The sequence below is a fragment of the Oceanicola sp. S124 genome, assembly GCF_000220565.1.
In the GTDB taxonomy this organism is placed as follows: Bacteria; Pseudomonadota; Alphaproteobacteria; order Rhodobacterales; family Rhodobacteraceae; genus Pseudooceanicola.
In genome coordinates this window covers 1-24857 of record NZ_AFPM01000335.1, presented here as the reverse complement: position 1 = coordinate 24857, position 24857 = coordinate 1, and the positions used below count along the sequence as shown (strand labels likewise).

The 24857-nt window shown below is 66.9% G+C and carries 25 protein-coding genes and 1 pseudogene; 13 read left to right on the top strand and 13 right to left on the bottom strand.

Annotated features, from left to right (window positions below):
• Positions 1 to 4: 4 nt before the first annotated feature.
• Positions 5 to 862 (bottom strand): aromatic ring-hydroxylating oxygenase subunit alpha, encoded by an 858-nt coding sequence (locus OS124_RS0122985; protein WP_029375679.1) that lies wholly within the window; start codon positions 860 to 862, stop codon positions 5 to 7.
• 145 nt (positions 863 to 1007) lie between these two features.
• Between OS124_RS0122985 and OS124_RS25770 the strand changes: the two genes are divergently transcribed.
• The 11 genes and pseudogenes from OS124_RS25770 (at position 1008) to OS124_RS0122935 (ending at position 11801) form a co-directional block, all read left to right on the top strand.
• The gene (locus tag OS124_RS25770; RefSeq protein ID WP_010142397.1) at positions 1008 to 1706 is read left to right on the top strand and encodes a GntR family transcriptional regulator; all 699 of its coding nucleotides are present in this window, start codon (positions 1008 to 1010) and stop codon (positions 1704 to 1706) included.
• A 55-nt stretch (positions 1707 to 1761) separates the two neighbouring features.
• A complete protein-coding gene (locus tag OS124_RS0122975; protein ID WP_010142396.1) occupies positions 1762 to 2844 on the top strand; it encodes a BMP family ABC transporter substrate-binding protein in 1083 nt (360 codons plus the stop codon).
• Between the two features lie 41 nt (positions 2845 to 2885).
• The gene (locus OS124_RS0122970) at positions 2886 to 4397 is read left to right on the top strand and encodes an ABC transporter ATP-binding protein (RefSeq protein WP_010142395.1); all 1512 of its coding nucleotides are present in this window, start codon (positions 2886 to 2888) and stop codon (positions 4395 to 4397) included.
• A 3-nt stretch (positions 4398 to 4400) separates the two neighbouring features.
• Positions 4401 to 4817, top strand: a pseudogene (locus OS124_RS28400) (ABC transporter permease subunit); the annotation flags it as partial.
• 76 nt (positions 4818 to 4893) lie between these two features.
• Positions 4894 to 5487, top strand: coding sequence for an ABC transporter permease subunit (locus OS124_RS28120; RefSeq protein WP_010142393.1), 594 nt, complete (start codon positions 4894 to 4896; stop codon positions 5485 to 5487).
• Positions 5484 to 6407: an ABC transporter permease gene (locus OS124_RS28115; RefSeq protein ID WP_010142392.1), complete on the top strand. Its 924-nt coding sequence runs from the start codon at positions 5484 to 5486 to the stop codon at positions 6405 to 6407. The genes OS124_RS28120 and OS124_RS28115 overlap by 4 nt, the downstream gene beginning before the upstream one ends.
• 564 nt (positions 6408 to 6971) lie before the next feature.
• A complete protein-coding gene (locus OS124_RS0122955; RefSeq protein WP_029375678.1) occupies positions 6972 to 7922 on the top strand; it encodes a Bug family tripartite tricarboxylate transporter substrate binding protein in 951 nt (316 codons plus the stop codon).
• Positions 7919 to 8380, top strand: coding sequence for a tripartite tricarboxylate transporter TctB family protein (locus tag OS124_RS0122950; protein ID WP_040607879.1), 462 nt, complete (start codon positions 7919 to 7921; stop codon positions 8378 to 8380). The genes OS124_RS0122955 and OS124_RS0122950 overlap by 4 nt, the downstream gene beginning before the upstream one ends.
• A gap of 39 nt (positions 8381 to 8419) precedes the next feature.
• Positions 8420 to 9895, top strand: coding sequence for a tripartite tricarboxylate transporter permease (locus OS124_RS0122945; protein WP_010142388.1), 1476 nt, complete (start codon positions 8420 to 8422; stop codon positions 9893 to 9895).
• A complete protein-coding gene (locus tag OS124_RS0122940; RefSeq protein ID WP_010142387.1) occupies positions 9892 to 10668 on the top strand; it encodes an amidohydrolase family protein in 777 nt (258 codons plus the stop codon). The genes OS124_RS0122945 and OS124_RS0122940 overlap by 4 nt, the downstream gene beginning before the upstream one ends.
• Positions 10668 to 11801, top strand: coding sequence for an alpha-hydroxy acid oxidase (locus OS124_RS0122935; protein WP_010142386.1), 1134 nt, complete (start codon positions 10668 to 10670; stop codon positions 11799 to 11801). Before OS124_RS0122940 ends, OS124_RS0122935 begins: the two co-directional genes overlap by 1 nt.
• 13 nt (positions 11802 to 11814) lie before the next feature.
• Here OS124_RS0122935 and OS124_RS0122930 read toward each other — a convergent pair whose 3' ends face one another.
• The 11 genes from OS124_RS0122930 to OS124_RS0122880 form a co-directional block, all read right to left on the bottom strand.
• Positions 11815 to 12765, bottom strand: coding sequence for an SMP-30/gluconolactonase/LRE family protein (locus OS124_RS0122930; protein ID WP_010142385.1), 951 nt, complete (start codon positions 12763 to 12765; stop codon positions 11815 to 11817).
• Positions 12762 to 14054 (bottom strand): TRAP transporter large permease, encoded by a 1293-nt coding sequence (locus tag OS124_RS0122925; RefSeq protein WP_010142384.1) that lies wholly within the window; start codon positions 14052 to 14054, stop codon positions 12762 to 12764. The genes OS124_RS0122930 and OS124_RS0122925 overlap by 4 nt, the downstream gene beginning before the upstream one ends.
• Positions 14055 to 14573 (bottom strand): TRAP transporter small permease, encoded by a 519-nt coding sequence (locus tag OS124_RS0122920; RefSeq protein ID WP_010142383.1) that lies wholly within the window; start codon positions 14571 to 14573, stop codon positions 14055 to 14057. It abuts the gene before it with no gap.
• Position 14574: 1 nt separating this feature from the next.
• Positions 14575 to 15543, bottom strand: a complete 969-nt coding sequence (gene dctP, locus OS124_RS0122915; protein WP_010142382.1) for a TRAP transporter substrate-binding protein DctP — start codon at positions 15541 to 15543, stop codon at positions 14575 to 14577.
• A gap of 80 nt (positions 15544 to 15623) precedes the next feature.
• Complete coding sequence (locus OS124_RS0122910; protein ID WP_010142381.1) at positions 15624 to 16565, bottom strand: tripartite tricarboxylate transporter substrate binding protein; 942 nt, start codon at positions 16563 to 16565, stop codon at positions 15624 to 15626.
• Positions 16562 to 17602: an amidohydrolase family protein gene (locus tag OS124_RS0122905; protein WP_010142380.1), complete on the bottom strand. Its 1041-nt coding sequence runs from the start codon at positions 17600 to 17602 to the stop codon at positions 16562 to 16564. Before OS124_RS0122905 ends, OS124_RS0122910 begins: the two co-directional genes overlap by 4 nt.
• Complete coding sequence (locus OS124_RS0122900; protein WP_010142379.1) at positions 17599 to 19098, bottom strand: tripartite tricarboxylate transporter permease; 1500 nt, start codon at positions 19096 to 19098, stop codon at positions 17599 to 17601. Before OS124_RS0122900 ends, OS124_RS0122905 begins: the two co-directional genes overlap by 4 nt.
• 3 nt (positions 19099 to 19101) lie before the next feature.
• Positions 19102 to 19563 carry a tripartite tricarboxylate transporter TctB family protein gene (locus tag OS124_RS0122895; protein WP_010142378.1) on the bottom strand — a complete coding sequence of 154 codons (462 nt, stop codon included), beginning with the start codon at positions 19561 to 19563 and terminating at the stop codon, positions 19102 to 19104.
• A gap of 94 nt (positions 19564 to 19657) precedes the next feature.
• On the bottom strand, positions 19658 to 20611 hold the full coding sequence (locus OS124_RS0122890; protein ID WP_010142376.1) for a Bug family tripartite tricarboxylate transporter substrate binding protein: 954 nt from the start codon (positions 20609 to 20611) through the stop codon (positions 19658 to 19660).
• 27 nt (positions 20612 to 20638) lie between these two features.
• Positions 20639 to 21319 carry an RraA family protein gene (locus tag OS124_RS0122885; RefSeq protein ID WP_010142375.1) on the bottom strand — a complete coding sequence of 227 codons (681 nt, stop codon included), beginning with the start codon at positions 21317 to 21319 and terminating at the stop codon, positions 20639 to 20641.
• 3 nt (positions 21320 to 21322) lie between these two features.
• Positions 21323 to 22333, bottom strand: coding sequence for a hydroxyacid dehydrogenase (locus OS124_RS0122880; RefSeq protein WP_010142374.1), 1011 nt, complete (start codon positions 22331 to 22333; stop codon positions 21323 to 21325).
• 188 nt (positions 22334 to 22521) lie between these two features.
• On the opposite strand from OS124_RS0122880, the gene OS124_RS0122875 reads away from it, so the two are divergent.
• Positions 22522 to 23421, top strand: coding sequence for a LysR family transcriptional regulator (locus OS124_RS0122875; RefSeq protein WP_029375676.1), 900 nt, complete (start codon positions 22522 to 22524; stop codon positions 23419 to 23421).
• A gap of 201 nt (positions 23422 to 23622) precedes the next feature.
• Positions 23623 to 24630: a tRNA dihydrouridine(20/20a) synthase DusA gene (gene dusA, locus OS124_RS0122870; RefSeq protein ID WP_010142372.1), complete on the top strand. Its 1008-nt coding sequence runs from the start codon at positions 23623 to 23625 to the stop codon at positions 24628 to 24630.
• On the opposite strand, the gene OS124_RS27700 is transcribed toward dusA, so the two are convergent.
• A partial coding sequence (locus OS124_RS27700) for a hypothetical protein (protein ID WP_010142371.1) occupies positions 24627 to 24857 on the bottom strand: 231 nt, incomplete at its 5' end. The two genes, dusA and OS124_RS27700, sit on opposite strands and share 4 nt — an antisense overlap.

The following is a 24857-nucleotide window of genomic DNA, read 5'->3' as shown; positions in this document are numbered from 1 at the left end:
TTCCTCAGCCCTGTGCCGGGATCACGCCGTAGGTCGCGCCATGGCGCGTCAGCCAGCGGCGATACATGATCGAGGTCTTGTCCGCCCGGATCGGCGTTTCCGCCCGGGGATCCAGCGGCAGCCGCTTGGGCATCTGGTTTTCCAGGATCGGCTTGTCCTGGCCGAAGATGTGCAGCTGGAAGTAGCTGATGAAATCGTCGGTGTTCACGTCATCGAGGATCGACAGCACCATGTGGCCGCGAAAGCTCTCCTCGCCCGTGGGCTGGCCGAAGAGGGCGATCACATCCAGCCGCTTCTCGTCCAGCGGCGAGGACTTGTAGAGCACCGAGCAGGTCGGATGCGGCACCCGGTAGATGTATTCGACATCCGCGCCCGAGGTCGAGACGGTCGAGGCCATGGGCTGGTAGAACAGGCATTCGGTGGCGATGATCTCGCGCCCGTCGGGGGTCTCTTCGACGTTGTACTCCTTGACCTCCGTATGGGGCAGGGCGCCGAGGATGCCGGTATGGACATAGGGAAAGTGCCCCATGTCGAGGAAGTTCTCGATGCCGCGCTGCGCCGAGACCTGCACGGCGACGGTGCCGGCAGCCACGTTGCGCCGGTCGGCCTCGGTGTATTCGGGAATCTCGAACAACTCGCCGGGGGTGCCGAGCGAAGTCCAGAGGCAGCCGTATCGCTGCAGGACGGGCAGGGCGCGGTCCTCGGTGCTTGCGGAACAGGCACCATCGGCCTCGCGGCGGTAGCTCACCCGCTGGCCGAAGAGTTTCGTCACCCGTGGCGTGCCGGCTGCGATATCCTGCAGGGCAGAGACCGGATACCACTGGTCCCGCATGAAGGGGTCGGGCTGTGTCTGGGGGCTCACCTAGCGCTCCGTTCATCATTTCAGCAGATTGCATAGCAATTCTTCAATTTAGCTATGACAAGGCTTGCTCTGGCTTGACAAGAGGAGAAAGCCGCTCGCTTTGTCGGATCGATACGGATGCACAGGCAATAGGCAGAGCGACCCGATGACAGACCGACCCAGACAGATCGCCGAGGCGGTGATCGCGGCCATCGTCGCCCAGGCGTTGCCCCCCGGCACCAAGCTGGGGGAACGCGAGCTGGCCGAGGTCTGGGGCACCTCCCGCGCGGTGATCAAGCAGGCGCTGATCATCGTCGGGGAAAGCGGGCTGGTCGAGACGCGGGTCAACCGGGGCGCCTCGGTCGCACAGCTTGGGCACCGCGAGGCGCAGGAGCTGTTCGAGGCGCTCAGCGCGCTGGAACAGGGCGTGGCCTTCCAGTTGATGCAGCGGCTTTCGGGGCGCGAGTGGGACGTGATGCAGGCCAATGTCGACGAGGTCGAGGCCAGCATGGCGGCGGGCGACAACGAGAACGCGGATATCATCGGCCCCGTCTTCCATGACCACATGATCGCGCTGTCGGGCAACCGCGCCGTGCAGGAGATCCACGCCCGGCTGGTGCGCCGGATGCAGCTGCTGCGCCAGCTCTACGTCAACCGCGATTACCACCGCTGCCGCCTGAACGACGATCACCGCGACCTGCTGGAGCACCTGCGCGCGGCCCGTGTGCCCGAGGCGCTGGCGCTGATCCAGAACCATTACCAGTCCATCGCCCGGGGCTACGACGTCGAGGCCCCGGTCACCGAACCAGAGAGCCTCGCCAGGGCGCTTGCCCCCTGGCTGGACAGCCATTCCCAGACCGCCTGACAGGCGGCACGACCAGACGCCCGGCTCCCCCCGGGTCAGCAACAGGAGAGTGAAAATGACGATCAACCGCCGCACGCTGCTGCAGGGCTCCGCTGCCCTTGCGGGCACCCTGGCCCTGCCGCGCCTTGCCAGCGCCGAGGGTGTCCTGAAGATCGGCCAGGTGAATGCCTCGCCCGCCGCCGAAATCGGCTGGGCCAAGCAGCACGCCCTTGGCATCGAGGCGATCAAGGCCGAGTTCGGCGACCGCGTCGAAGTGACCGTCGTCGACAATACCTTCCTGCCGCAGGACGCCGAGCGCGTCTTCCGCGAGATGGCCGCCACCGGCCACGGGCTGGTCTTCGGCACCTCCTTCTCGCTCGGCGCACCGATGCAGAAGGTGGCCCCCCGCTTCCCCGACGTGGCCTGGGAGCATTGCTCGGGCATCGTCCACTTCGACAACCTGGCGACCTTCGAGGCCAAGTACTACGAGGGCATGTATGTCGCCGGCGTCGCGGCAGGCCACATGAGCAAGACCGGCAAGCTGGGCTTCATCGGCGGCTTCCCGATCCCCGACATCGTCGGCCCCGGCAATGCCTTCCTGCTGGGCGCGCAGTCGGTGAACCCGGATATCACCTGCAACGTGGTCTTCCTGAACTCGTGGTTCGACCCGGGCAAGGAGAAGGAGGCCGCCGCCGCCCTGATCGCCCAGGGCGCCGACGTGCTGCTTGGCATGACCGACACCGGCGTCGCGGTGCAGACCGCGCAGGAGCAGGGCATCTACTCGGTGGGTTACGCCTCCGACCTGATCTCGTTCGGGCCCGACAGCCAGCTGACCTCGGTGGTGCTGGACTGGTCCAAGGACTATGTCGGTGCCGCCCGCGCGGTGCTGGACGGCGCCTGGGAAACCGAAGAGGCCTGGGACGGGCTGGCCGCCGGTGTCGTCACCATGGCGCCCTTCCACGAGGCCATTCCGGCCGAGGTCCGCGCCGAGCTTGACGCCCTGGTCGTCGCCATCGGTGCTGGCGAGGTGCAGCCCTACGCCGGACCGATCTCGGACAACCAGGGCAACGTGATCGTGCCCGAGGGCGAGGTCATGGCCGATGGCGCGGTGCGCGGCATCGACTGGCTGGCCGCCGGGATGATCGGCCAGCTCGGTTGATCCACGCGAAGACCGGAGATGCCGGCGGAAAGGATCCCTGCATGAGCGCAAGGTTGCAACTGGCCGGTATCTCCAAGGCCTATCCCGGCGTGGTGGCCAATGACGATATCTCTCTCTCGGTCGCCGGGGGAGAGATCCACGCCATCCTCGGCGAGAACGGGGCGGGCAAGTCGACGCTGATGAAGATCATCTACGGCGTCACCAGTCCCGATGCGGGCGAAATCCGCTATGACGGCACGCTGCTTGAGGCGCACAGTCCCGGCCAGTCCCGCGCCCTGGGCATCGAAATGGTCTACCAGCACTTCTCGCTGTTCGAGACAGTCTCGGTGGCCGAGAACGTGGCGCTCTGCCTGGAAGGCCGCCTGGACCTGCCCGCCCTGCGCCTGCGCATCCGCGAGACGGCGGCGCGCTACGGGCTGGCGGTGGATCCCGACCGCACGGTCATGGACCTGTCGATGGGCGAGCGCCAGCAGCTGGAAATCCTGCGCTGCCTGATGCGCGCCCCCCGCCTGCTGATCCTGGACGAGCCGACCTCGGTGCTGGCGCCGCAGGCGGTCGAACAGCTGTTCACCGTGCTGCGCCGGATCGCCGCCGAGGGCTGCTCGATCATCTACATCTCGCACAAGCTGGACGAGGTGCGGGCGCTCTGCCACGCGGCCACGGTGCTGCGCGGCGGACGGGTGACGGGCAAGGTCGACCCGCGCCAGGCCACCAGCCACGAACTTGCGGTGATGATGGTGGGCCGCGACCTGCCGATCCCCGAACGCCCCGCCAGCATGCCCTCGCCGGCGCCGCGCCTGTCGGTGCGGGCGCTCACGGGGGCGCCGCTCGGGCCGGCCGGGCGCCGGTTGCACGACATCTCGCTGGACCTGCATGGCGGAGAGGTGGTCGGCATCGCCGGTGTGTCCGGGAATGGCCAGTCCGAACTGGCCGCCTGCCTCAGCGGCGAGGCCCTGTCGCCTGCCGGCTGCCTGCTGCTGGACGGCGCCCCCGTCGGACAGATGCGCCCCGACCGGCGCCGCCGCGCCGGGATGGCCTATGTGCCCGAGGAACGGCTGGGGCGCGGTGCCGTTCCGGGCCATTCGCTGACCGCCAATACAGTGCTGACCGGCTATGCCTCGGGGCTGGTGCGGCACGGCATGGTGCGCTTCGGCGAGGCCCGCCGCCGCGCCGCCGGGATCATCGGGGGGTTCTCGGTCAAGGCCGACGGGCCGGGGGCGCTGGCCTCGTCATTGTCCGGGGGCAACCTGCAGAAATTCATCCTGGGCCGCGAGCTGGCGCTGGCACCGCAGGTGCTGATCGTCGCCCAGCCCACCTGGGGCGTCGACGTCGGCGCCGCCGCCTTCATCCGCCAGCGCCTGATCGACCTGTCGCGGCAGGGGGCCGCGGTGCTGGTCTTCTCCGAGGAACTCGACGAGCTGATCGAGATCTGCGACCGGATCCATGTGCTCTCGGACGGGCGCCTGTCGCATCCCTTGGCGCGAGACGAGGCCACCAAGGACCGCCTCGGCGCGCTGATGACCGGCGTGCGGGCCCCCGAGGCAGCGGAGTAAGCCATGAGATATCGCATCGAACCCCGCCGCAGCGTCTCAGGCCTCGCCAACCTGCTGGCCCCGCTGGTCGCCGTCGCGCTGACGCTGCTCTGTGGCGGGGCGCTGTTCGCCGCGCTCGGCCTGCCGCCACTCGAGACCCTGCACGCCTTCTTCATCCGGCCGGTCTCGAGCCTTTACGGCGTGACCGAGCTGCTGGTGAAGGCGGTGCCGCTGATCCTCATCGCCGCCGGGCTGGCGGTCGGCTTCCGGGCCAATGTCTGGAACATCGGTGCCGAGGGGCAGCTGACCATGGGCGCCATTGCGGCGACCGGGGTGGGGCTGTTCGCCCCCGCGGCGCTGCACCCGGTACTGCTGCCGCTTATGTGCGCCGCCGGGCTGGCGGGGGGCGCGGCCTGGGCCGCCATCGCGGCGCTGCTGCGCACCCGGGCCAATACCAACGAGATCCTCGTCACCCTGATGCTGACCTATATCGCCGGGCTGTTCCCTGTCCTTCCTGGTGCGCGGCCCGTGGCGCGACCCGAACGGCTACAACTTCCCCCAGACCGCGCTGCTGCCACCGGCGGGCATGTTGCAGCCGCTGGACCCGATGTATCGCGTCACCGCCTCGGTCTTCGTTGCGCTGCTGGCGCTCGCGGCGCTGTGGGTCTTCACCGGGCGCAGCTTTGCGGGCTATCGCCTCTCGGTCGGCGGCGCGGCACCACGCGCGGCGCGCTACGCCGGCTTTTCCGAGCGGGGCGCGATCTGGATCGGCCTGCTGACCGGGGGCGCCGCCGCCGGGGTCGCCGGGTTCTACGAGGCGGCGGGGCCGCTCGGCCAGCTTTCGGCAGTGATCTCGCCGGGCTATGGCTTCGCGGCGATCATCGTCGCCTTCGTCGGCCGCCTCTCGGCGCCGGGGATCCTGCTGGCAGGGCTGTTCCTGGCCCTGACCTATGTCGGCGGCGAGAGCGTGCAGATGACCCATGGCATTCCCTCGCCGATCACCCGCGTCTTCCAGGGCCTGCTGCTGTTCCTGCTGCTGGCCTCCGAGTTCTTCGTCAGCTACCGGCTGGTCCGCCACACCGGCGCCCGCCGCAGGGGGAGGCCCGCATGAGTCCGCTTCTCATCGCCATCTTCACCGGCACCGTCATCGCTGCCACGCCGCTGCTGCTCGCCGCCCTGGGAGAGCTGGTGGTCGAGAAATCCGGCGTCCTCAACCTCGGGATCGAGGGCATGATGCTGATCGGCGCGGCGGCGGGGTTCCTCGTCGCGGTGCAGGGCGGGGGGCTGCTGGCGGCCTTTGCCGTGGCGGCGCTGGCGGGCGCTCTGGCGGCGGGTCTCTTCGCCGTGCTGACGCTGATCTTCCTGACCAACCAATATGCCGCCGGGCTGGCACTGGCGATCTTCGGCTCGGGCGTCTCGGCGACGCTGGGGGCGGGCTTCGGCTCGCGCCCGATCGAGGCGCTGTCGCCGCTGGCCCTCGGGCCGCTGGCCGAGCTGCCGGTGGCGGGGCCGCTGCTGTTCCGCTTCGACGCGATGGTCTACCTGGCGCTGGCGCTGGTGCCGGCCACCTGGTGGTGGCTCAACCGGACCCGGGCCGGGCTGGTGCTGCGGGTGGTGGGCGAGGCCCCGGGCAATGCCCATGCCCTTGGCTACGACGTGCTGCGCATCCGCTTCCTGGCCGTCCTCTGGGGCGGCGCCCTGGCCGGCCTGGCGGGGGGCTACCTGTCGCTGGCCTATACCGGCATCTGGGTCGAGAACATGACCGCCGGGCGCGGCTGGATCGCCCTGTCGCTGGTGGTCTTCGCCACCTGGCGCCCGGTGCGGGTGCTGGCCGGTGCGGTGCTCTTCGGCGGCGTGACGATCCTGCAGCTGCACGGCCAGATCCTTGGCCTTCCGGTGCCCTCCGAGGCGCTTTCGGCGGCGCCCTACCTGGCGACCATCCTCGTGCTGGTGCTGATCTCGCAGAACCGCACCCGCATGGCGCTGGATGTGCCGCTGTCGCTGGGCCAGCCCTTCCGCGCCCGGGACTGAGCGCCCGGCGCGCGGTTCATCCCCCCGGCGGCATGGACCCCGGCGGCATGGCCCCCGGACGACGCCACCGGCGGATGGCCGGCAGGCAGGGTGACCTTCGGACGGGGGAGCCACGGGGCAGGGGATGCGCGCCCTCTCGCGGGTTCTTCCGAGCCGCTTCTACTGCTGCGAGGGCAGGCGGGACTGGTCGGGACCGCTCATCCGCCGTGCCCGGTGCGAGCGGCAGCCATGCGCGTTGGCGAATGCGAGGCCCCCCGGGGAGTCTCTGAAAATCAGGGCAAGATGCTCCCGACCGGCGGGCCTACCGTCGTTTTCGTGCTCGGCTAATTGGGGAAAAAGCCCGTGGGAGCAGGTGGGGCGAAGGGCAGAGCGTCACTTGGGAAGTTAAGGGATGCTGTACAAATCCTTAAGTATATCGCGCTTTGAATAAGGAATAATAAATGTCATGCTCTGACTCCCGGCGGGAGGTCGGGACCAGAACCGCACGCTCGGACGCGTTCGGACAAGGTTTTTTACGCGAATACAGTGGCCATTGGTCAGTGTTTCGACGCTTGGGAGGACAACATGAAGTTCACACGCCGTTTGAGCTTGGCGCTTTTGGGGGGCATGTCTCTTGTACCCTCTGCGACCCTCGCGCAGCAAGACTATCCCGACCGAGCAATCACGCTGGTCGTGCCCTACGGGGCAGGCGGGACGACCGACATTTCGGCCCGGCAGATCGCCAGCATGGCGGAAGAACTGCTGGGACAGCCCATTGTGGTGGAGAACCAGCCCGGCGCCAGCGGGACAAACGCCATGCGTGCGGTCGCCGGGGCCGATCCCGATGGCTACACGCTGATCGCGACCACGTCGTCGCCGTCGTTTGTGACCCCGGCGCTGCGCGACGTGGGCTATGATACGCTTGAGGACCTGGTGCCGATCCTGAACTACTCCGGCCCCTATCACGGCGTCGTTGTGCAGGTGGACTCTCCGTATGAGAGCCTCGATGCACTGATCGCGGGGGGCAAGTCCGACGGTGTGACATACGGCACCGCGGGAGCCATGGGCGGCGCGCACCTGGCCTTTGCCGCGGTCGCGACGCAAACTGGCGCCAGGCTGCAGCATGTTCCCTTTGACGGCGCCGCCAAGGCGACGGCTGCGGTGCTGGGGGGGCATGTCGACGCGGCCCTGGTCCCGGCCTATCGCGATCTCGTGCGGGATGGCCAGCTGCGCCTGCTGGGAGTGCTCGACGGCAGCAATGATCCGGACTTCCCCGATGTGCCGACCTTGAAGGAAGCGGGCCTGTCCGCGGAATTCCCGTCGATCGTGGGCATCATGGCACCGGCCGGCACCGATCCGGTGATTATCCAAAAGCTCGAAGCGACTTTTACCGAGGTCGCCTCCTCAGACGAATTCAAATCCTTCATGACCGATCTCAGTCAGCCGGTTCGGATCATGCCGGGGGCCGAACTGGCCAAAACCATAGAGGAAAATCTTGTCGCCTACCGCGAGATCGCCAAGGATCTCGGGAATTGAGTGCGAAGTCTTCGGGGGGCGGGGTCTCCCGCCCCGGCTTCCGGACATTGACCGCCAGCTTGTTGCTGGCGGCGGCGCTCTGGGCGCTGCAGGCGCTCGACAGTCAGATCCAGGTCTTTTCCTTCGGGGAAAGCGGCCCGGATGCGCGCAGCTTTCCGCGCGGTGTGCTGTGGCTTCTGGTAGCGGTTGTCGCGCTGCGCCTTGTCCTGTCGCTGCGCCGTGAAGATGCCGCCCTCCGCGCCGGTCCGCTTCTGCGGGTGCTGGCGGTGGTCGCGGTCTGCATCCTGGCGCTCTGGTCGATGCCGACCGTTGGCTTCCTCGCCGGAGCTGCGGGCGCGGGCGTCATTGTCTCGCTGGTGCTGGGCGAGCGAAAGCCCCTCATGCTGGGGCTGCCGCTATTGGTTTCGGCGGTCGTCGCCTATGGGGGGCAGCACGGATTGAACATCCCGCTGCCCTGACCATCGTCTTTCCATTCAAGACATGAAGGAGCGCAAGCCGTGCTTGTCGACGCCTTTTTCGAACTTTTGAACCTCTGGGTGCTGGTTGCCGCGCTGGCCGGTATCGCCTCGGGGATCATTATCGGTGCGATCCCCGGGCTGGGACCGACCATGGCGATCGCCCTGCTGATCCCCGTCACCTTCTCGATGGAGCCGATCCCGGCCATCATCCTGCTTCTGGGCGTCTACCAGGGGGCGATTTTCGGCGGGTCGATCTCGGCGGTGCTGCTGAACGTGCCGGGCACGCCCTCGTCGGCGGCAACGGCCATCGACGGCTTCGCCATGGCGCGGCGGGGCGAGGGCGGTCGCGCGCTGCGCATCGCGCTCTACGCCAGCGTCGCCGGCAATATCTTCAGTTGTCTCGTCCTGATGGCCCTGGCCCAGCCGCTGGCCCGCTTCGCGCTGGACTTCGGACCGGCCGAGATGGCCATGCTGATGCTCTTCGCGCTGCTGGTGATCGTGCTCTTCGGGGGCGGGTCGAAACTGGACGCGCTTCTGATGGTTCTGGTCGGAGCCTGCGCGGGCATCGTCGGGCTGGACCCGATCAGCGGGACGCCGCGGTTCACCTTCGGCTCCTTCGCCTTCGACAACGGGTTCCAGTTGATCCCGGTGCTGATCGGCCTCTTCGCCATGTCCGAGGTCCTGCTTCAGGCCTTCGACCGTGCGGACGAGGTCAGCGATGCCGAGATGCCGCCGCTGAAACGCTCGGTGGTAAGCCTGGTCGAGCTGTGGCGCATGCGGGTGACCTTGCTGCTGTCCTCGGTCATCGGCACCTTCGTGGGCATCCTGCCGGGCATTGGCTCTACCGTGCCGGCCTTCATGAGCTACAACCTGGCCCGTGCCCGGTCGTCCGAGGCCGGGCAGTTCGGCCAGGGCGCGCCCGAAGGCGTCGCTGCACCCGAGGCCGCCAACAACGCAGTCACTGGCGGGGCACTGGTGCCGACGCTTGCGCTTGGCATTCCCGGCGATGCGGTCACGGCGGTGATCCTGGGCGCCTTCATGCTGCATGGCCTGGCGCCGGGGCCGTTCCTGTTCCGCGACCACGGGCTGGAGGTCTATGCCATTTTCGAAGCGCTGTTGCTGTCCTCGATCCCGACGGTGATCCTGGGCCTGCTGTTCTTCCGCGTGGCGATCCATGTCACCCGCGTCCAGCCGCGCCACCTGCTGCCGGCGATCACCATCCTGGCGATCTTCGGCGCTTTCTCGGTCAACAACAGCCTGTTCGACGTCTGGGTGATGCTGGGCGCCGGTGTGCTGGGCTTCCTGTTCCGGAGCTCGGGCTTCCCGCTGCCGCCGCTGCTGATCGGCCTGATTCTGGGCGCGCCCTTCGAACAGAGCCTGCGGCAGGCGCTGCTGACCTCGGGCGGTGGCTTCGATATCTTCGTGGGTTCACCTATCACCATCGGGCTCGTGGCGCTGATTGCCGTGTCGCTGGCCCTCAGCCTTGTTCTTGGTCTGCGAAAGGCACGCACATGATCACCGATTGCCATATCCACTCGTTCTCGCGCAGCCGCGGGGCCGATACGCCGCAGACCGGCGCCTATGTCCCGCCTGCGCGCGATGTGCTGGACTTCATGAACGAGGCCGCGCCCCACGGGGTGCGCCGAGCGGTTGTGGTGCAGGCCTCGGTCGACGGCACCGACAACAGCCGCCTGGTCGAAACGCTTGGCGCCGAGGGTCCGGTTGCGCTGCGTGGTGTGGCAGTGATCGACGAAGGCGCCGACCTGCCGGCCCTGCAGGCCGCAGGCGTGCGTGCCATCCGCATCCAGGACCGCACCCGGCTGGGCGCCAGTGCGCTGGACCAGCTGCCCGATCTCGCCGGGCGCGTGGCCGAAGTGGGCTGGCATATCGAGCTGAACTCGGAACCTCGCAGCTTCGAGCGGGTTGCCGAGATGGCAGCTGGTCTGCCCCGAGGGATGCGGCTGATCCTGGACCACGTGGGCCATGTCGATCCGGCTGCGCCCGATCCGGTGATGCGGCTGCTTGAGAATGAGCGTGTCTGGGTCAAGCTCTCGCCGACACGGATCAGCAATGACATCGGGCGCTACGGCGACCTCGTGGCAATGATCGAACGTATTGGCGCGGCCTTCCCCGAACAGATAATCTGGGGTAGTGACTGGCCACATGTGATGACCCCCGACCCCGTCCCCGAGATCCCGCCGATGCTGGCGCTCTGCCGCGAGGCCCTGAGCACGGACAGCTTCCGGCGCTGCATGTGGGACAACCCAGAAGGGCTTTACGGTTTCTGATGCTGCTGACGCTGGACGATTTCGAACCTGCCGCAAGGCGCCGCCTGCCGCGCCCGCTGTTCGCCTATGTGTCGGGCGCGACCGAGACGGGGGCGGCCTGGCAGGACAACCGCGATGCGCTGCAGGAATGGCGGCTGCTGCCCAAGGTGCTGCGCAGCGTCGAGGAGCGCTCCAGTGCCTGCACCCTGATGGGCAAAAGCTATGAGGCGCCCTTCGGGATCGCGCCCATGGGGCTGTCGGCGCTGATGGCGCGTGACGGCGACCGGGTACTGGCAAGGGCGGCAGGGGCGGCGGGCATTCCCTTCGTGCTGTCGGGCTCTTCGCTGACCCGGCTCGAAGACGTGGTGCAGGCCAACCCCGATGCCTGGTTCCAGGCATATCTGCCCGGTGAGGAAGAGCGCATCCGCCCGCTGATCGCGCGCGTGCTGAGGGCTGGGTTCGGCACCCTCGTGCTGACCGCCGACACGGCGGTGTTGGCGAACCGCGAAAACAACCTGCGGGCGGGGTTCTCGACCCCGCTCAGGATCCGGCCCCGGCTGATCTGGGATTTCGCTATCCGGCCCCGCTGGGTCTTAGGGACCTTTCTGCCGACGCTGAGTCAGGGCATGCCGCATTTCGAGAACTCCTTCGCTGAACGCGGCGCTCCGATCATCTCGAAGCAGGCGGCGCGAGACTTCGGGCGCAAGGACCACCTGAACTGGGACCACCTGGCATTGATGCGGGAGATCTGGCCGGGCAAGCTGGTGCTGAAAGGCGTGATCCACCCCGAGGACGTGGCGAAGGCGCGCGCGCTCGGCTGCGACGCGGTGGTCCTGTCAAACCACGGTGGGCGCCAGCTGGATCATGCGATCTCGCCCCTGCGCATCCTGCCCGAGGCCCGCGCGCAGGCCGGGGACATGGCGTTGCTGATCGACGGCGGCATCCGGCGCGGTACCGACGTGATCAAGGCGCTGGCGCTTGGCGCGGACATGGTGCTGGTCGGGCGTCCTTTCCTTTACGCGGCGACGCTCGGCGGGCAGGCGATGGCGGAACAGGCCGCCGGGATCCTGAAAAGCGAGGTGCATCGCAACCTCGGCCTGATGGGGCTGCGGGCGCCGTCCGAGATCACCCCCGCAGTCCTGCACCGGATCTGACCCCGCATCGGGGTCAGGGCGCGCCCGAGAACATCGGCGCGCCCGAGATGCCCAGCTCAGGCGGGAACTCGGCCTTCAGGATGCTGCCGCTGTCGCTTTCGGTGATGTAGAGGGTGCGCCCCCCGGGCCCGCCGAAGGCGCAGTTGGTCGTGCCCAGCCCGCGCGGAGAGCGGACCACGGCCACGGGGCGGCCCAGCACGTCATGCACCCAGACCAGTCCCATGCCGGTCTGGCAGACCACCACGCCACCGTCGGCGGTCAGGGCCAGCCCGTCAGGTCCCGCGCGTCCGCCCGAGAACTGGAGGAAGAGCCCGGCCTTGTTGACCCGGCCCGAGGGCGACATCGGCAGCCGCCAGACGGCGTTTGCCCGGGTCACGGCCAGGAACAGCACGTGCTCGGCCAGGTCCAGTACCAGCCCGTTGGGGCTGGGTACCCTGTCGATCAGGCAGGTGAGCGCGCCTGTCTCCATCTGCCATTTCCAGACCCGACCCGAGGGATCCTGAAGCCCGGTCTGCCCCTGGTCAGTGAAGTAGAGCGCGCCGTCGCGTCCGAAATGCAGGTCGTTGCACCCCTTGAAGCTTTCGGTGTCCGCATCGGCCAGGGCCTTGGTCACGGTGCCTGTCGCCGGGTCCAGCTGCATGATGCCGTTCTGGTAGTCGGCCAGGAAGATCCGCCCGTCGCGATGGATCTTCAACCCGTTTGGCTGGCCGTCATATTCGGCGATCTGGCTGATTTCGCCCCGGGGGGTGGCGCGGAACACCCGCCCAAAGGGGATGTCCACGAACCACAGGTTGCCCTCGCGGTCGAAGGACGGCCCTTCGAGGAAGCTGTCGGCGGGCGCGCCGCGCCGGTTCTTCTCGGCCCAGTAGGAGGGCTGCCCGGTGCGGCGCAGCGCCCCGGGCAGTTCTGTGAAGACCTCGGCGCCGAGGACCACGGGGTCGGGGAAGGGATAGGTGGGCGTCATCCGAACGTGACCTCCGGCAGGAACAGCGCAATCTGCGGCGAGGCGATCAGCAGCAGCATGAAGGCGACGATGATCAGGAAGAAGGGCAGGGTGCCCATGATCACGTCCTCGACCTTCACCTCGTCCGAGGAACTGGCGACCACGAAGAGGATCACCCCCAACGGCGGCGTCAGCTGGCCCAGCTCCACAAGGATCACTACGAAGACGCCGAACCAGATCGGATCGACACCGAGCGCCAGCAGCGCCGGGAAGATCACCGGCACGATAATCGCGATCATCCCCAGCCCTTCCATGAAGCAACCCAGGATGGCGAAGACCACCATGATGATCAGCAGGAAGGTCAGGCGCGAGACATTGGCGTCCTCCAGCATCCCCACCAGGTCCTCGCCGATCCCCGACAGGGCGGTGGCATAGGCGAAGATCATCGAGGTGAAGACGATGAACAGGATATTTCCGCTCATCGAGGCGGTGCGCATCAGGGCGTTCCTGAGCAGCGACAGCGAGAGCTTGCGGTAAAGGGTGGCGATCAGGATCGCTCCCACGGTGCCGACGGCGCCGGCCTCTGTGGGCGTTGCAAAGCCGCCGTAGATGCTGCCCAGGACGATGATGATCAGCATCAGGAAGGGCAGGATGTCCAGCAGCGCGCGGCCCAGGTCACCTGCGGTCGCCTTGGTTTCGGACTTGGGGGCCAGGCTTGGGTTCAGCAGTGCGCGGGTGATGATGAAGCCCATGTAGCACAGCGCCAACAGGATGCCCGGCACCAGGCCGGCGGCGAAAAGGCGTGCGATCGAGGTCTCGGTGAAGGTGGCGTAGATGATCATGGTGATCGAGGGCGGGATCAGGATGCCCAGGGTGCCGCCCGCGGCGAGGGAGCCGGCGACCAGACGCTTGTTGTAGCCGCGCTTGGACAGTTCGGGCAGGGCGACGGTGGACATGGCGGCGGCGGTTGGGGCCGAGCCGCCGGAGATCGCGGCGAAGATGCCGCTGCCTGCGATATTGGTGTGCAGCAAGCCGCCGGGCAGGCGCCGCATGAAGGGCGCCACGCCGTTGTAGAGACGGTTCGACAGGCCTGATCCCAGCAGGATCTCGGCCATCAGCACGAAAAGCGGGATGGCGGCCAGGGTAAAGCTGTTGGCGGCGCCCCAGCTGACCAGGCCCAGGGCCTTCCAGCCGCCAAAGCCCTTGAGCAGCCAGATATAGGTCAGGCCGGCGCCGGCCACGGCGAATTGCACCCACATGCCGCCGACGATCAGGCCGATCAGCAGGCCGAAGGCAAGGATCGCTTCCATTTACTCGTCCTCGGTTTTTCGGAAGGTCAGCAGCAGCTGCTCGACCAGGAAGAACGCCAGCACGGCAAAGCCGGCAGGCAGGATGATCTGCGGGATCCACATCGGGGTGCGCAGGACGGTGGGCGCGAACTTGCCGCGGCTGAAGGACGAAAGGGGCAGGTCCTTGGTCTTCCACGCCAGGATCACGCAGAGGATCAGCGCGATCACGACAAAGCTGCGGACCACCCAGCGGCGGGTGGCCGCGGGCCAGGCGTCCAGCAGGAAATGCACCTGGAACATGGAGCCGCCGCGTAGCGACAGGGCAGCGCCGAAGAAGGTCATGAAGACCACGCCGTAGCCGGTCAGTTCCTCGGCAAAGCCCAGGGAATGGTTGAGGGCGCCACGCAGGAAGGCCTCGAGACAGACCAGGGTGACCAACCCGGCCAGCACCGTGCCAGTTGCCACGGCAATGGCGCGGGCGGCGAAATCGAAGAGGGGGCCGGCGGTGGCCGGCCCCAGTTTGGTGTTGTCGCGCCGCATGTTACTTGCCAATGGCCTCACGCACCGCTGCCAGGGCAGCTTCATACTCCGGGCCGTTCTCGGCAGCCCAGGATTCCCAGTAGGGGGCCAGCTGCTCGGTCGCCATTGCCATGTCCCCTTCGGCGGCCTCGACCAGGGCCATCCCGGCCGCCGCCTGAGAGGCCTTCTGCGCCTCTTCGTCCTCGAGGAAGGCGGCGGTCGTGTTCGGGCCTTCCTCGGCCACGATCGCCCGCAGCTTGGCCTGGGTGTCTTCGGACAGCGCGTCGAAACTGTCGGCATTGGCGATGATCATCGAGTTGCCGTAGTTCACCGAGAAGCGGTAGTTGTAGGGCAGGAACTCATGCCAGTTCTTGGCGCCGCCGGCGGAGGCGGTCAGCACGCCCTCGATCACGCCGCGCTCCAGCGAGGTCGGCACTTCGGAACCCGACAAGGTGATCGGCGCGCCGCCGAATTGCTCGATGAAATGGCCCTGCTCGGGCGAGGTGACGCGGATCTTGTGGCCTTCGAGGTCGGCCAGGCTGTTGATCTCGAAGGTGGTGAAAATGGTCTGTTCCGGGTAGCGGTAGCCGCCCAGCAGCACCACGCCCTGCTGTGCGAAGGCCTCGACCAGGGTCGGCTCCATGGCGGCATAGGCCTTGTCCCATTCCTCGTCGTTTTCGATCAGCATCGGCAGATTCAGCACCCGCGCCAGCGGCACCGAGCCCGAGAAGAAGAAGTCGGCGGCCATGTCGATGATGCCGTCACCCACGGCCTGGGTGATGTCGGCCGAGGCGATCTGCAAGGTCTTGCCCAGGTGCAGGTCGATCGACAGGTCGGTGTCGGCACCGACCCGATCGACGATGCGGTTCATGCCCTTGACGGCAGCGGTCGTCGACACGGACGAATAGGTGTAGGCCGTCCAGTCGTCGGCCTGGGTGACGGTGGCGGATGCGGCGATCAGCGCAGCGGCGCCGAGAGTCTTGAACGTCATGGTACTCCTCCAGTTTTAAAACGTTTGCCCGGGGGGCGTTGCAGCCCCCGGGGGCGGGGTGTTGGCAGGGACGGGCGGGGTTACTTCCAAGGGCTCTCGGCCCAGATCCGGGCCGCGACGGCATCCTGTTCGGCGGCGGTGGCCGCGAAAGCCTCGCCCAGCATGAAGGCGATCGGGTTGCCCTGTTCGGCCATCGTCGCCTGAAAATCGGGGTTCTCGTTCACCGCGCTCAGGGCCGCGCGCAGTGTTTCGGCGGTGGCCGCATCAAGGCCCGCGGGCGCTACGAAGCCGCGAAGCGAGGACATCTTCACGTCATAGCCCAGCTCCTTCGCGGTCGGCACCTCGGGCCGGAAGCTGGAGCGTTCGTCGGCCAGCACCGCCAGCACCCGCAGCTCATCGGGGAAGGCGGTGGTCTGGCCCAGGGTCATGGTGCCGGCGGCCACATGACCGCCCATGATCGCGGTCCGCGCCATAGAGGCGCCCTTGAAGGGCACCAGGGTGAATTCCGCCCCTGCGGCTGCTGCCATCATGTTGGCGCCGAAGTGGTCGTTGCCGCCAAGCGCCGACAGGCCGACGGTGATCGCGCCGGGATCGGTGCGGGCCGCCTCCAGCAACTCGTCCAGGGTCTGGTAGGGCGAGTTCGCGGCGACGGTAATGGTGTTGGGATCCTCGACGAAGTTGGCGAGGTAGGTATAGCTGTTCAAGCCGTAGTCGGCGTCACGGTCGTGTGTCAGGGCCAGGGCGGCGGGCAGATTGAAGGTGCCCAGCGTATAGCCGTCTGCATCGGCCTGCGCGACTTCGGTAAAGCCGATCTGGCCGCCCGCTCCGGGCATGTTCTTTACCACCACTGATGCGCCGTCGCCGAGTTCCTGTTCAAGGAACTGTGCCACGGTGCGCGCCATCACGTCGGTGCCGCCGCCGGCGGAATAGCCGACGACGACCTCGATCGGTTTCTCCGGGTAGTCAGCCAGGGCGGTGGTGGCAGTCAGTGCCAGGGCCAGCGCGGTGAGGGTTTTCTTCATGACGGTGTCCTCCCGTTGTCATGTGCGAAAATCTGAGGGTCGATGCCGTAGGTCCGCGCGGCGCTGCCCCAGAAGAGCGCGTCCTGCTCTTGCCCTGAAAGGGGGGCGGCCAGGCGTTTGAAGGCGTTCCAAAGGGTGCGGTATCCGACCTGCCCCTTGTCGACGGGGAAGTTGCTTTCGAACATCGCACGCTTGGGCCCGAAGAGGTCCAGGCAGCTGTCCACCCAGGGGTGCCAGTCGCGGGCGAGCGTCTCGGACTGCGGCGGGGTGGGGCCTTCGGCATAGCGCCAGCCGAAGACGCCGAGCCCGAAGCCGCCGATCTTGACGCGGGTGTTGGGCAGCTCTGCCACACCGGCCAGGGCGCTGCGCCAGGCGGCGAAATTCTCGGGATCGAACCGGTCATGCGGGCCGACGCCCAGCGGGCCGCCGCAGTGATCGACCACCACTGTCAGATCGGGCACCGCCTGCGCCAGGGCGCGGACCTCGTCCAGCTGGGTCTGATAAGCCCAGATATCGAGGGCGAGACCCCGCGCCGCCAGCGCCCGCGCGCCATCGCGCAAGGCGTCCGAGCGCAGCAGCCCGTCGGGCGGCGGCTTGGGGTTGGAGCGCACGGCGGAATCGGCGTGCCAGGCGGTGGTGTTTCGGATGCCGGTGACACGGCCTCCGCCGGCCTCGATCAGCGCCTCCAGCACGGGGGCCACGGCGGCGCCCAGTTGCAGGTCGGCCATGGCGATGATTGCGCCGGGGAAATGGGGCTGCCCACGGGTCCAGTCCAGCACCGTCTCGACCTCGCCCACCGGGCGCAAGGCTTCGGATCCATGGGCGCGATAGCCGGTGCGGCACTGCACGTAGACCGAGGCGCGAATGTCATGACCCGTACCGACATCCGCCATCAGCTCATCAGCGCGGTAGCGCCCCTCGGGGCGGTCCCAGAGGTGGTGATGGGCATCAAGAACGGGTTGCCCCGGCGCAAGAACCTCTTCCTGCGCCAGGGCGAGCCAGTCCTCGCGGACGGTATGGTGCGGGCTGGCCGTCACTGCGCCTTGCCCTTGCCGGTGAAGCGCTTCTTCAGCGAGGGGCCGACGATCACGGCGATGGTCAGGGCCACGAGGATCAGGCTGGTGGTGTTCTGGAACAGCACCATCGGGTCGCCACGGCCGATCCTCAGGGCCAGGCGCAGGTTCTCCTCAGCGAAACCGCCCAGGATCAGGCCCAGCACCACCGGCGGCAGCGGGAACTTCAGCCGGTCCATGACCCAGCCGATCGCGCCGAAGCCCAGCATCAGGTAGACGTCGAACATCCGGCCGTGGATCGAATAGACCCCGATCAGCATCAGCACGATGATCACCGATCCCAGCAGCGGCCGCGGCAGGTTCAGCAGCCGGGCAAAGCTGTTGGTGGCCAGAGAGCCGCCCAGCACCACCAGCAGGATTGCCCCGAAGAGGAACTGCCACATGAAGCCGAAAACGATATCGGGGTTGTCGCGGAACAGCATGGGGCCCGGCTGCAGACCGTGCACCAGCAGACCGCCCAGCATGACGGCGGCCACGGCGGTGCCGGGGATGCCCAGGGTCAGCGCCGGGATCAGCGCCGAGGCGGTATCGGCATTGTTGGCCACTTCTGCGGCGGCCACGCCCTCGGGCTCGCCCTCACCCCAGGTCTCGGGGGTGTTTGAGGCGCGGCGCGCCTCGTTGTAGGACATGAAGGCCGCCATGGAGCCGCCGGCGCCCGGCAGGATGCCGATCCAGATGCCGATGAAGGAACCGCGTACCCAGGTTTTCCAGTAGGACTTCATCCGGGGCAGGGCCTTCCAGATCGGCTCGGTCCCCAGTTTGGAGCTTTTCACGCCATCGGTCTTCAGCGGCGTTTCCAGCAGGTCGATCACTGGGGGCAGGGCGTACAGCCCGACCAGCAGGATGACGATGTTGATGCCGTCCAGCATTTCCAGCTGGCCGAAGGTGAAACGGTCGTTGCCGTAGATCGGATCGGACCCCACGACCGAGACGAAGACCCCGAAGCAGGCGGAGATCAGGCCTTTCACCGGGTTGCCGCCCAGCAGGAAGATGATCGAGGCGAGGCCGAAGATCGCCACCCAGAAGACCTCGGAGGGGCCAAACAGCAGAGTGACCTTGGACAGCGGCGGGGCCAGCAGCATCAGCGCGAAGGCCGAGGCGACACCGCCGAAGGCCGAGGAGACCACCGCGACCTGCAGCGCGAAGCCGCCTTCGCCCTTCTGGGCCATCGGATAGCCGTCGAAGGTGGTGGCCACGGCCGCCGGCGTGCCCGGGATACGCAGCAGCACTGCCGGGATGGCGCCGCCGTACATGGCGCCGTTGTAGATGCCGGCCATCAGGCCGAGGGCGACCAGCGGCTCCAGCCCGAAGGTGAAGGGCACCAGGACCGAGATCGCCATGGTGGCCGACAGGCCCGGCATGGCGCCAACCACGATGCCGGCGATCACGCCGATCACCACTGCGGCGAAATTGGCCAGCGAAAAGACGTCGGGCAGGGCGTTCAGAAGATCAGCGTACATGTCTCAGCTCTCCCAGAAGCGGCCGGTAGGGAAGTCCTGGGACATCCCGAAATCGAAGATCGCCCAGATGGTGCCGGTGACGATCACGGTGGCGATCAGCAGGCCCAGCGGGTTGCGGTAGCCGAAGATCCAGGCGACCAGAGGGATGGTCGCGGCGGTGCTGACGTAGAAGCCGATGAAGTCAGTCGCCAGGGCATAGGCGACGATCAGAAGAAAGGCCCCGATCACCCGCTTGGGCGAGCCGGTCATCGGCTTTGCCTCTTCTCCTGCGCCGGCCTTGCGCTGATCCGAGAGCAGCAGCAACAGGGACAGCAGGATCAGGCCGATCAGCATGGTGGCGGGCAGCAGCGCCGAGATGGCGCGCATGTCGAACGTGGGGATCAGGAAGCCGGCTGCGACCAGGATGATGCCGATCGCGGTCAGGGTCTCGGGCCGGGCCAAGCGGTGGTTCTTGCTTGCGGGCATGGGTCTGCTCTTGCTGTCAGGAATGGGTGGCGTGAGGGGGCAGCCCCCTCACGCGCGGCTCCTTGGGCCCGAGGAGGGCCTCAGGTCCGAGGGCTCAGTTCCAGGGGGTGGTGTCCCAGACGCCCTTGGCAAGGTCGTAGAGATCCGAGGTCAGCTGGCGGAACTCCTCGCCGGCGACCACTTCGACCGGGTTGGCGGTCGCGGCCATGGCGTCTAGGAACTCCTGATCGCTTGCCATCTGGGTGAAGGCGTCGATCAGCTTGGCCTGGACATCCTCGGGCAGACCGGCCGGGGCGATGAAGCCGCGCATGGAGCCGTTGACCAGCTCGAGCCCCTGTTCCTTGAAGGTCGGCAGCTCGGGGGCGAACTGGGACCGTTCGTTGGTGGCGACACCCAGGACGTTCAGCTGGTCCTGGAACTCGGCCACTTCCGAAATGTTCAGGATGCCCATGGCCACATGGCCGCCCAGCAGCGCGGTGCGGGCCGGGGCAGAGCCCTTGAAGGGCACGATGGTGAACTCGGTCTCGGTGGCGTTCTGCAGCTTGATCAGGGCGAAGTGGTCGTCGCCGCCGAGGCTCGACATGCCGACTGTGATCGCGCCGGGATTGGCCTTGGCCTCTGCCAGCAGCGCGTCGAGGGTGTCGAGGCCGCTTGACTTGGAGGTGACGATGACGTTGGGATCGTTCACCACGTTGGCCAGGTAGCTGAAGCTGTCGCGGTCATAGTCGGCTTCGCGGTCGATGGTGCGGGCCATCATGCCGGGCAGGTTGAAGGTGCCCAGGGTATAGCCGTCGGGGTCGGCATTGGCCGCCTCGGTCACGCCGATCTGGCCGGAGGCGCCGGGCATGTTCTTGACCACGATGCTGGCGCCGTCGCCCAGGTACTTCTCGATGAAGGGGGCGGCGGTGCGGGCCATCACGTCGGTGCCGCCACCTGCGGAATAGCCGACGATCACCTCGATCGGCTTCTCGGGGTACTCGGCCAGCGCGGCACCTGCGGATAGGATCAGCGCGCCTGCGAGGGCGGTCTTCTTGACGATATTGAGCATGTTTCTCCTCCTGTACATGCGTGTGTTTCAGTCTTCCGGCAGGGTGCAGCCTCGCTCCTTCAGAGCGCGGTCGACCCAGGTACGGTCGTTGGTGCCGGCGTCGATGTCGGCCATCTGCTTGATCTCGGCGGCGGATTTCATCTGGGTTGCCTTCAGGATCGTCTCGGCTTCGTCGAGGGGCACGCAGAGCACGCCGTCGCTGTCGCCGATGATGATATCGCCGGGGTGGATCACCATGCCGTCGATGGCGATCGGTACGTTCAGCTCGCCGGGGCCGTCCTTGTAGGGGCCGCGGTGGGTGACGCCGGCGGCCCAAGTCGGCAGGTTGGTTTCGCGGAAGTTGTCGAGGTCGCGGATGGCGCCGTTGATAACGAAGCCGACAACGCCCTTCTTGATGGCGTAGGCCAGCATCAGCTCGCCCATCAGGGCGTTGTCCAGCGCGCCGCCAGCGTCGACGACGATCACGTCACCAGGCACGGCGCGGTCGATGGCGGCGTGAAGCATCAGGTTGTCGCCAGGGCGCGCCTTCACGGTCAGTGCCACGCCGGCCATGCCGCCGGAGGTATGCATCGGGCGCAGGGTCGGGCCGGCGGCGGTCATTCGCGACATGCTGTCAGAGACATTGGCCACTGGCAGTTTGGCGAATTCGTCAACAAGGTCTTTCGACGCGGAGCGTTCGCGTTTCAGGATACGGAAACCCACAGTCATGGATCAGTCCTCGACTTTGGCCGGTTCTGCCTTTGCAGCAGCCAGCAGTTTGCGATTGATGATGCGGTGCTCTGGCACGGTCTCACCGGCCAAGACCTGCACGATGCCAGTTACGGCCTCGACGCCGACACGAGCGCCGGCCTGAGCGGTGACCCCGCCAATGTGGGGCGTCAGGACGATGGTCGGCTCAGCGAAGAACGGATGGTCAGCTGCAGGCGGCTCCACCGCAAAGGTGTCCAGTCCAGCGCCTGCCAGATGGCCGGACCGGATCGCCGCAACCAGGGCCTCCTCGTCGATCAGGCCACCTCTCGCGGTGTTCACTACGTAGGATCCATGAGGCATCAACGCGATGGTTTCCGCGTTCAGGATCTTGCGGGTCTGAGCGGTCAGCGGGCAATGCAGGCTGAGGATGTTGGATTTGGACGCCAGCTCCTCGAAGGACGCACAGCGTTTCACGTCGTGTTCCTCAAACAGGTGGTCCGGGGCGTAGGGGTCGAAACCGATGACGTTCAGGCCGAGGCCATGTGCCATCCGGCATGTGGCCTGCGCGATGGACCCCATGCCCATCAGCCCGATCGTTTCCCCTGCGATTTCGCGACCCGAGAAGCCAGGCTTCTCCCAACGCCCAGCGCGCAGACCCGCACCCAGGGGCAGGATGCGCTTCACGGTCGCCAGCAGCAACGCGATGGCATGTTCTGCCACGGAAACAGCATTGGCACCGGTGGCGACCAGCACCGGAATGCCGCGTTCGGCGGCGGCCTGGATGTCGATGTTGTCGACGCCCACACCGTGTTTTGAAATGACCTTTAGCCTAGGGGCGGCATCCATGACCTCGGCGTCCAGACGGCCCATGCGTGACACGATGCCCTCAGCGCCGGTCTGCTGCAGGTACTCGGAGATCACCGCGCTGTCGGCATAGGCGGGGGTGTGTACCGTCTCATAGCCATGTTCGGCCAGCAGACGGGCCGCCGCCTGATCGAGGTCAGGCCCTGTAACGAGGATTTTCTTGCTCATGGCGCGTGTCTCCATAGCGTCCCGAACCGTCGGGACGCGTCTCTTCATTTCTCTGGGTGTCGATAGGTCCGCGCCGATCCCCTCAACCGAACCGCGGGTCTCCTCCTGATCTGGCAAACTAACGTCAAGAATGGCTTCACAAAAGCGCGTAATTCTGGTTATTAGATTTAGAAATATTGGATTTGATGATGGAAACGCGACAACTGAAAACCCTCCTGGCCATTCAATCCCATGGCACCTTTGCCCACGCGGCGGAGGTCGTCGGGCTGACACCCTCGGCGGTTAGTCAGCAGGTTCAGGCCTTGGAGGAGGAACTGCGCGTGACCATCTTCGACCGCAGTACACGGCCGCCGACGGTCACGCCGGAAGGACTTCAAGTTCTTGAGATGGCGAGTGATATTCTTCGCCGCGCCGAGGATACCAAAGCCAGCCTGAGCGGACTTCACATCGCGGGAACCCTGATGTTGGGCTCAGTCAGAACAAGTGCTCTCAACCTTTTGCCTCGGGCCCTGGTGCAGATGCGCCAGCGCTATCCGGCGCTGAAGCCGAGCCTGCGCGTGTCGTTGTCCTCGCCCCTGATAGCGGATGTGGCGGCAGGTCGCCTCGATGCCGCGATCGTCGCTGAACACCTGGGCTTTCCCAGTGCTCTACGTTGGAGCCCTTTCCTGCGCGAGCCGCTCTGGTTGATCGGGCCAGCTGAAATGGACGCCAGCGATCCTATCAAGTTGTTGAACACGTGGCCCTACGTCCGCTTCCGAAGCCCTGTTCCTCTGGCCAACTTGATCGACACCGAACTGTCCCGTCTGGGCGTCGTCACGAACGACGTGGCTGAAATAGACACTGTCGGCTCGATCGTCACCTGTGTTCGTCAGGGGCTGGGCATTTCGGTGGTTCCGCACGTCGCATTGCAGTACCCGGAGGATCTTGGCCTGATGCGTCTTCCGTTTGGCTCGCCGCAAGTGACACGGCAGATTGGGATTGTCGAAAGAACGTCGTCGCCACGCGCTGAAATCATTTCATTGCTGCACGGCGCACTGTCGGAACTATGCGGTGAATATGGGGTTGCTCGCGATCAAAAGTCCGAGTGAAGGTGTGGCGCCTGCCATCTCGACGCATGACGACCGCTGCACGATATGCTATCGAGCCGTTTCCTCGGCGCCTTTCGGTGATGCTTCCCCTGTGGTGTGCATCATGAGCCAATCCTGTACACCATTTGGTGTACGCCATGCGAAAAATGGCGCGCAACAGAAATAATGATGCTCAATCGTGTGTTGGTGAAGGTCTCGTAAGTGGCTGAAAAAGAAAAGAATGTAGATCTTTCAACGGCCGCCCGCCTGTCCGTCGCCCCGATGATGGATTGGACCGACCGCCATTGCCGCTACCTGCACCGGCTGCTGTCGCCGCGGGCGCTTCTCTATACCGAGATGGTCACCTCTCCGGCGCTGGTGCGGGGCGGGGCCCTGCACCTGCTGGCCTATAATCCCGAGGAACATCCCGTCGCGCTGCAACTCGGCGGGTCTGATCCCGAGGAACTGGCGGCGGCAGCCCGGCTGGGCGCCGAGGCTGGCTACGACGAGATCAACCTCAATTGTGGCTGCCCGTCGGACCGGGTGCAGTCGGGCACCTTCGGCGCCGTGCTGATGAAACACCCCGAGCTGGTTGCCGACTGTGTTGCCGCCATGCGCGCCGCGGTGACTGTCGAGGTGACCGTGAAATGCCGCATCGGCGTCGATGACCAGGATCCCGAAGAGGTCCTGCCGGACTTCCTCGACAAGATCTCCGCGGCGGGCTGCCGCCGGGTGACCGTGCATGCCCGCAAGGCCTGGCTGCAGGGCCTCAGCCCGAAGGAGAACCGCGATATCCCGCCGCTCGACTATCCGCTGGTGCTGCGGATGCGGCAGGCCTTCCCCGACCTCCACCTGTCGATCAACGGGGGGATCACCTCTCTTGATCAGGCCGAGGCGCTGCTGGCGCAGGGGCTCGACGGGGTGATGGTGGGGCGGGCCGCCTACCATGAGCCGGGCAATATGCTCTGCGGGGCCGATGCGCGGATCTGGGGCCAGCCGGGCGGGCTGGATGCGGAGGCGGCAGCGCTGGCGATGCTGCCCTATATCGAGCGTCACGTCAGCGCCGGTGGCAAGCTGGGCCAGGTCACGCGGCACATGCTGGGATTGTTCCAGGGGCGTGCCGGGGCCCGGGCCTGGCGGCGCCACCTGTCCGAGAATGCACATCGCCCCGGCGCCGGTCCCGAGGTGGTGCGCGAGGCCCTGGCGCTGCTGGCCCCCGAGGCGGCCTAGGACGGCGGTTCCGTCAGGAAGGCGATGGTGCGGGCGATCAGGGTATCAAGCTCTTTCGGACCGGCGCCGATGTCGAAGGCATGGTCGAAGGGGCGGCGGTAAGCCACCCCGGCACCGCGATGCGCCGCGAGAAGCTTTTCGGCAGAGCTTTCCGGCACAAGGGGATCGGCGCTGCCCCAGGCGACCATCACCGGGCCGGGGTAACGGGCGATCCCCTCGACCGGGTC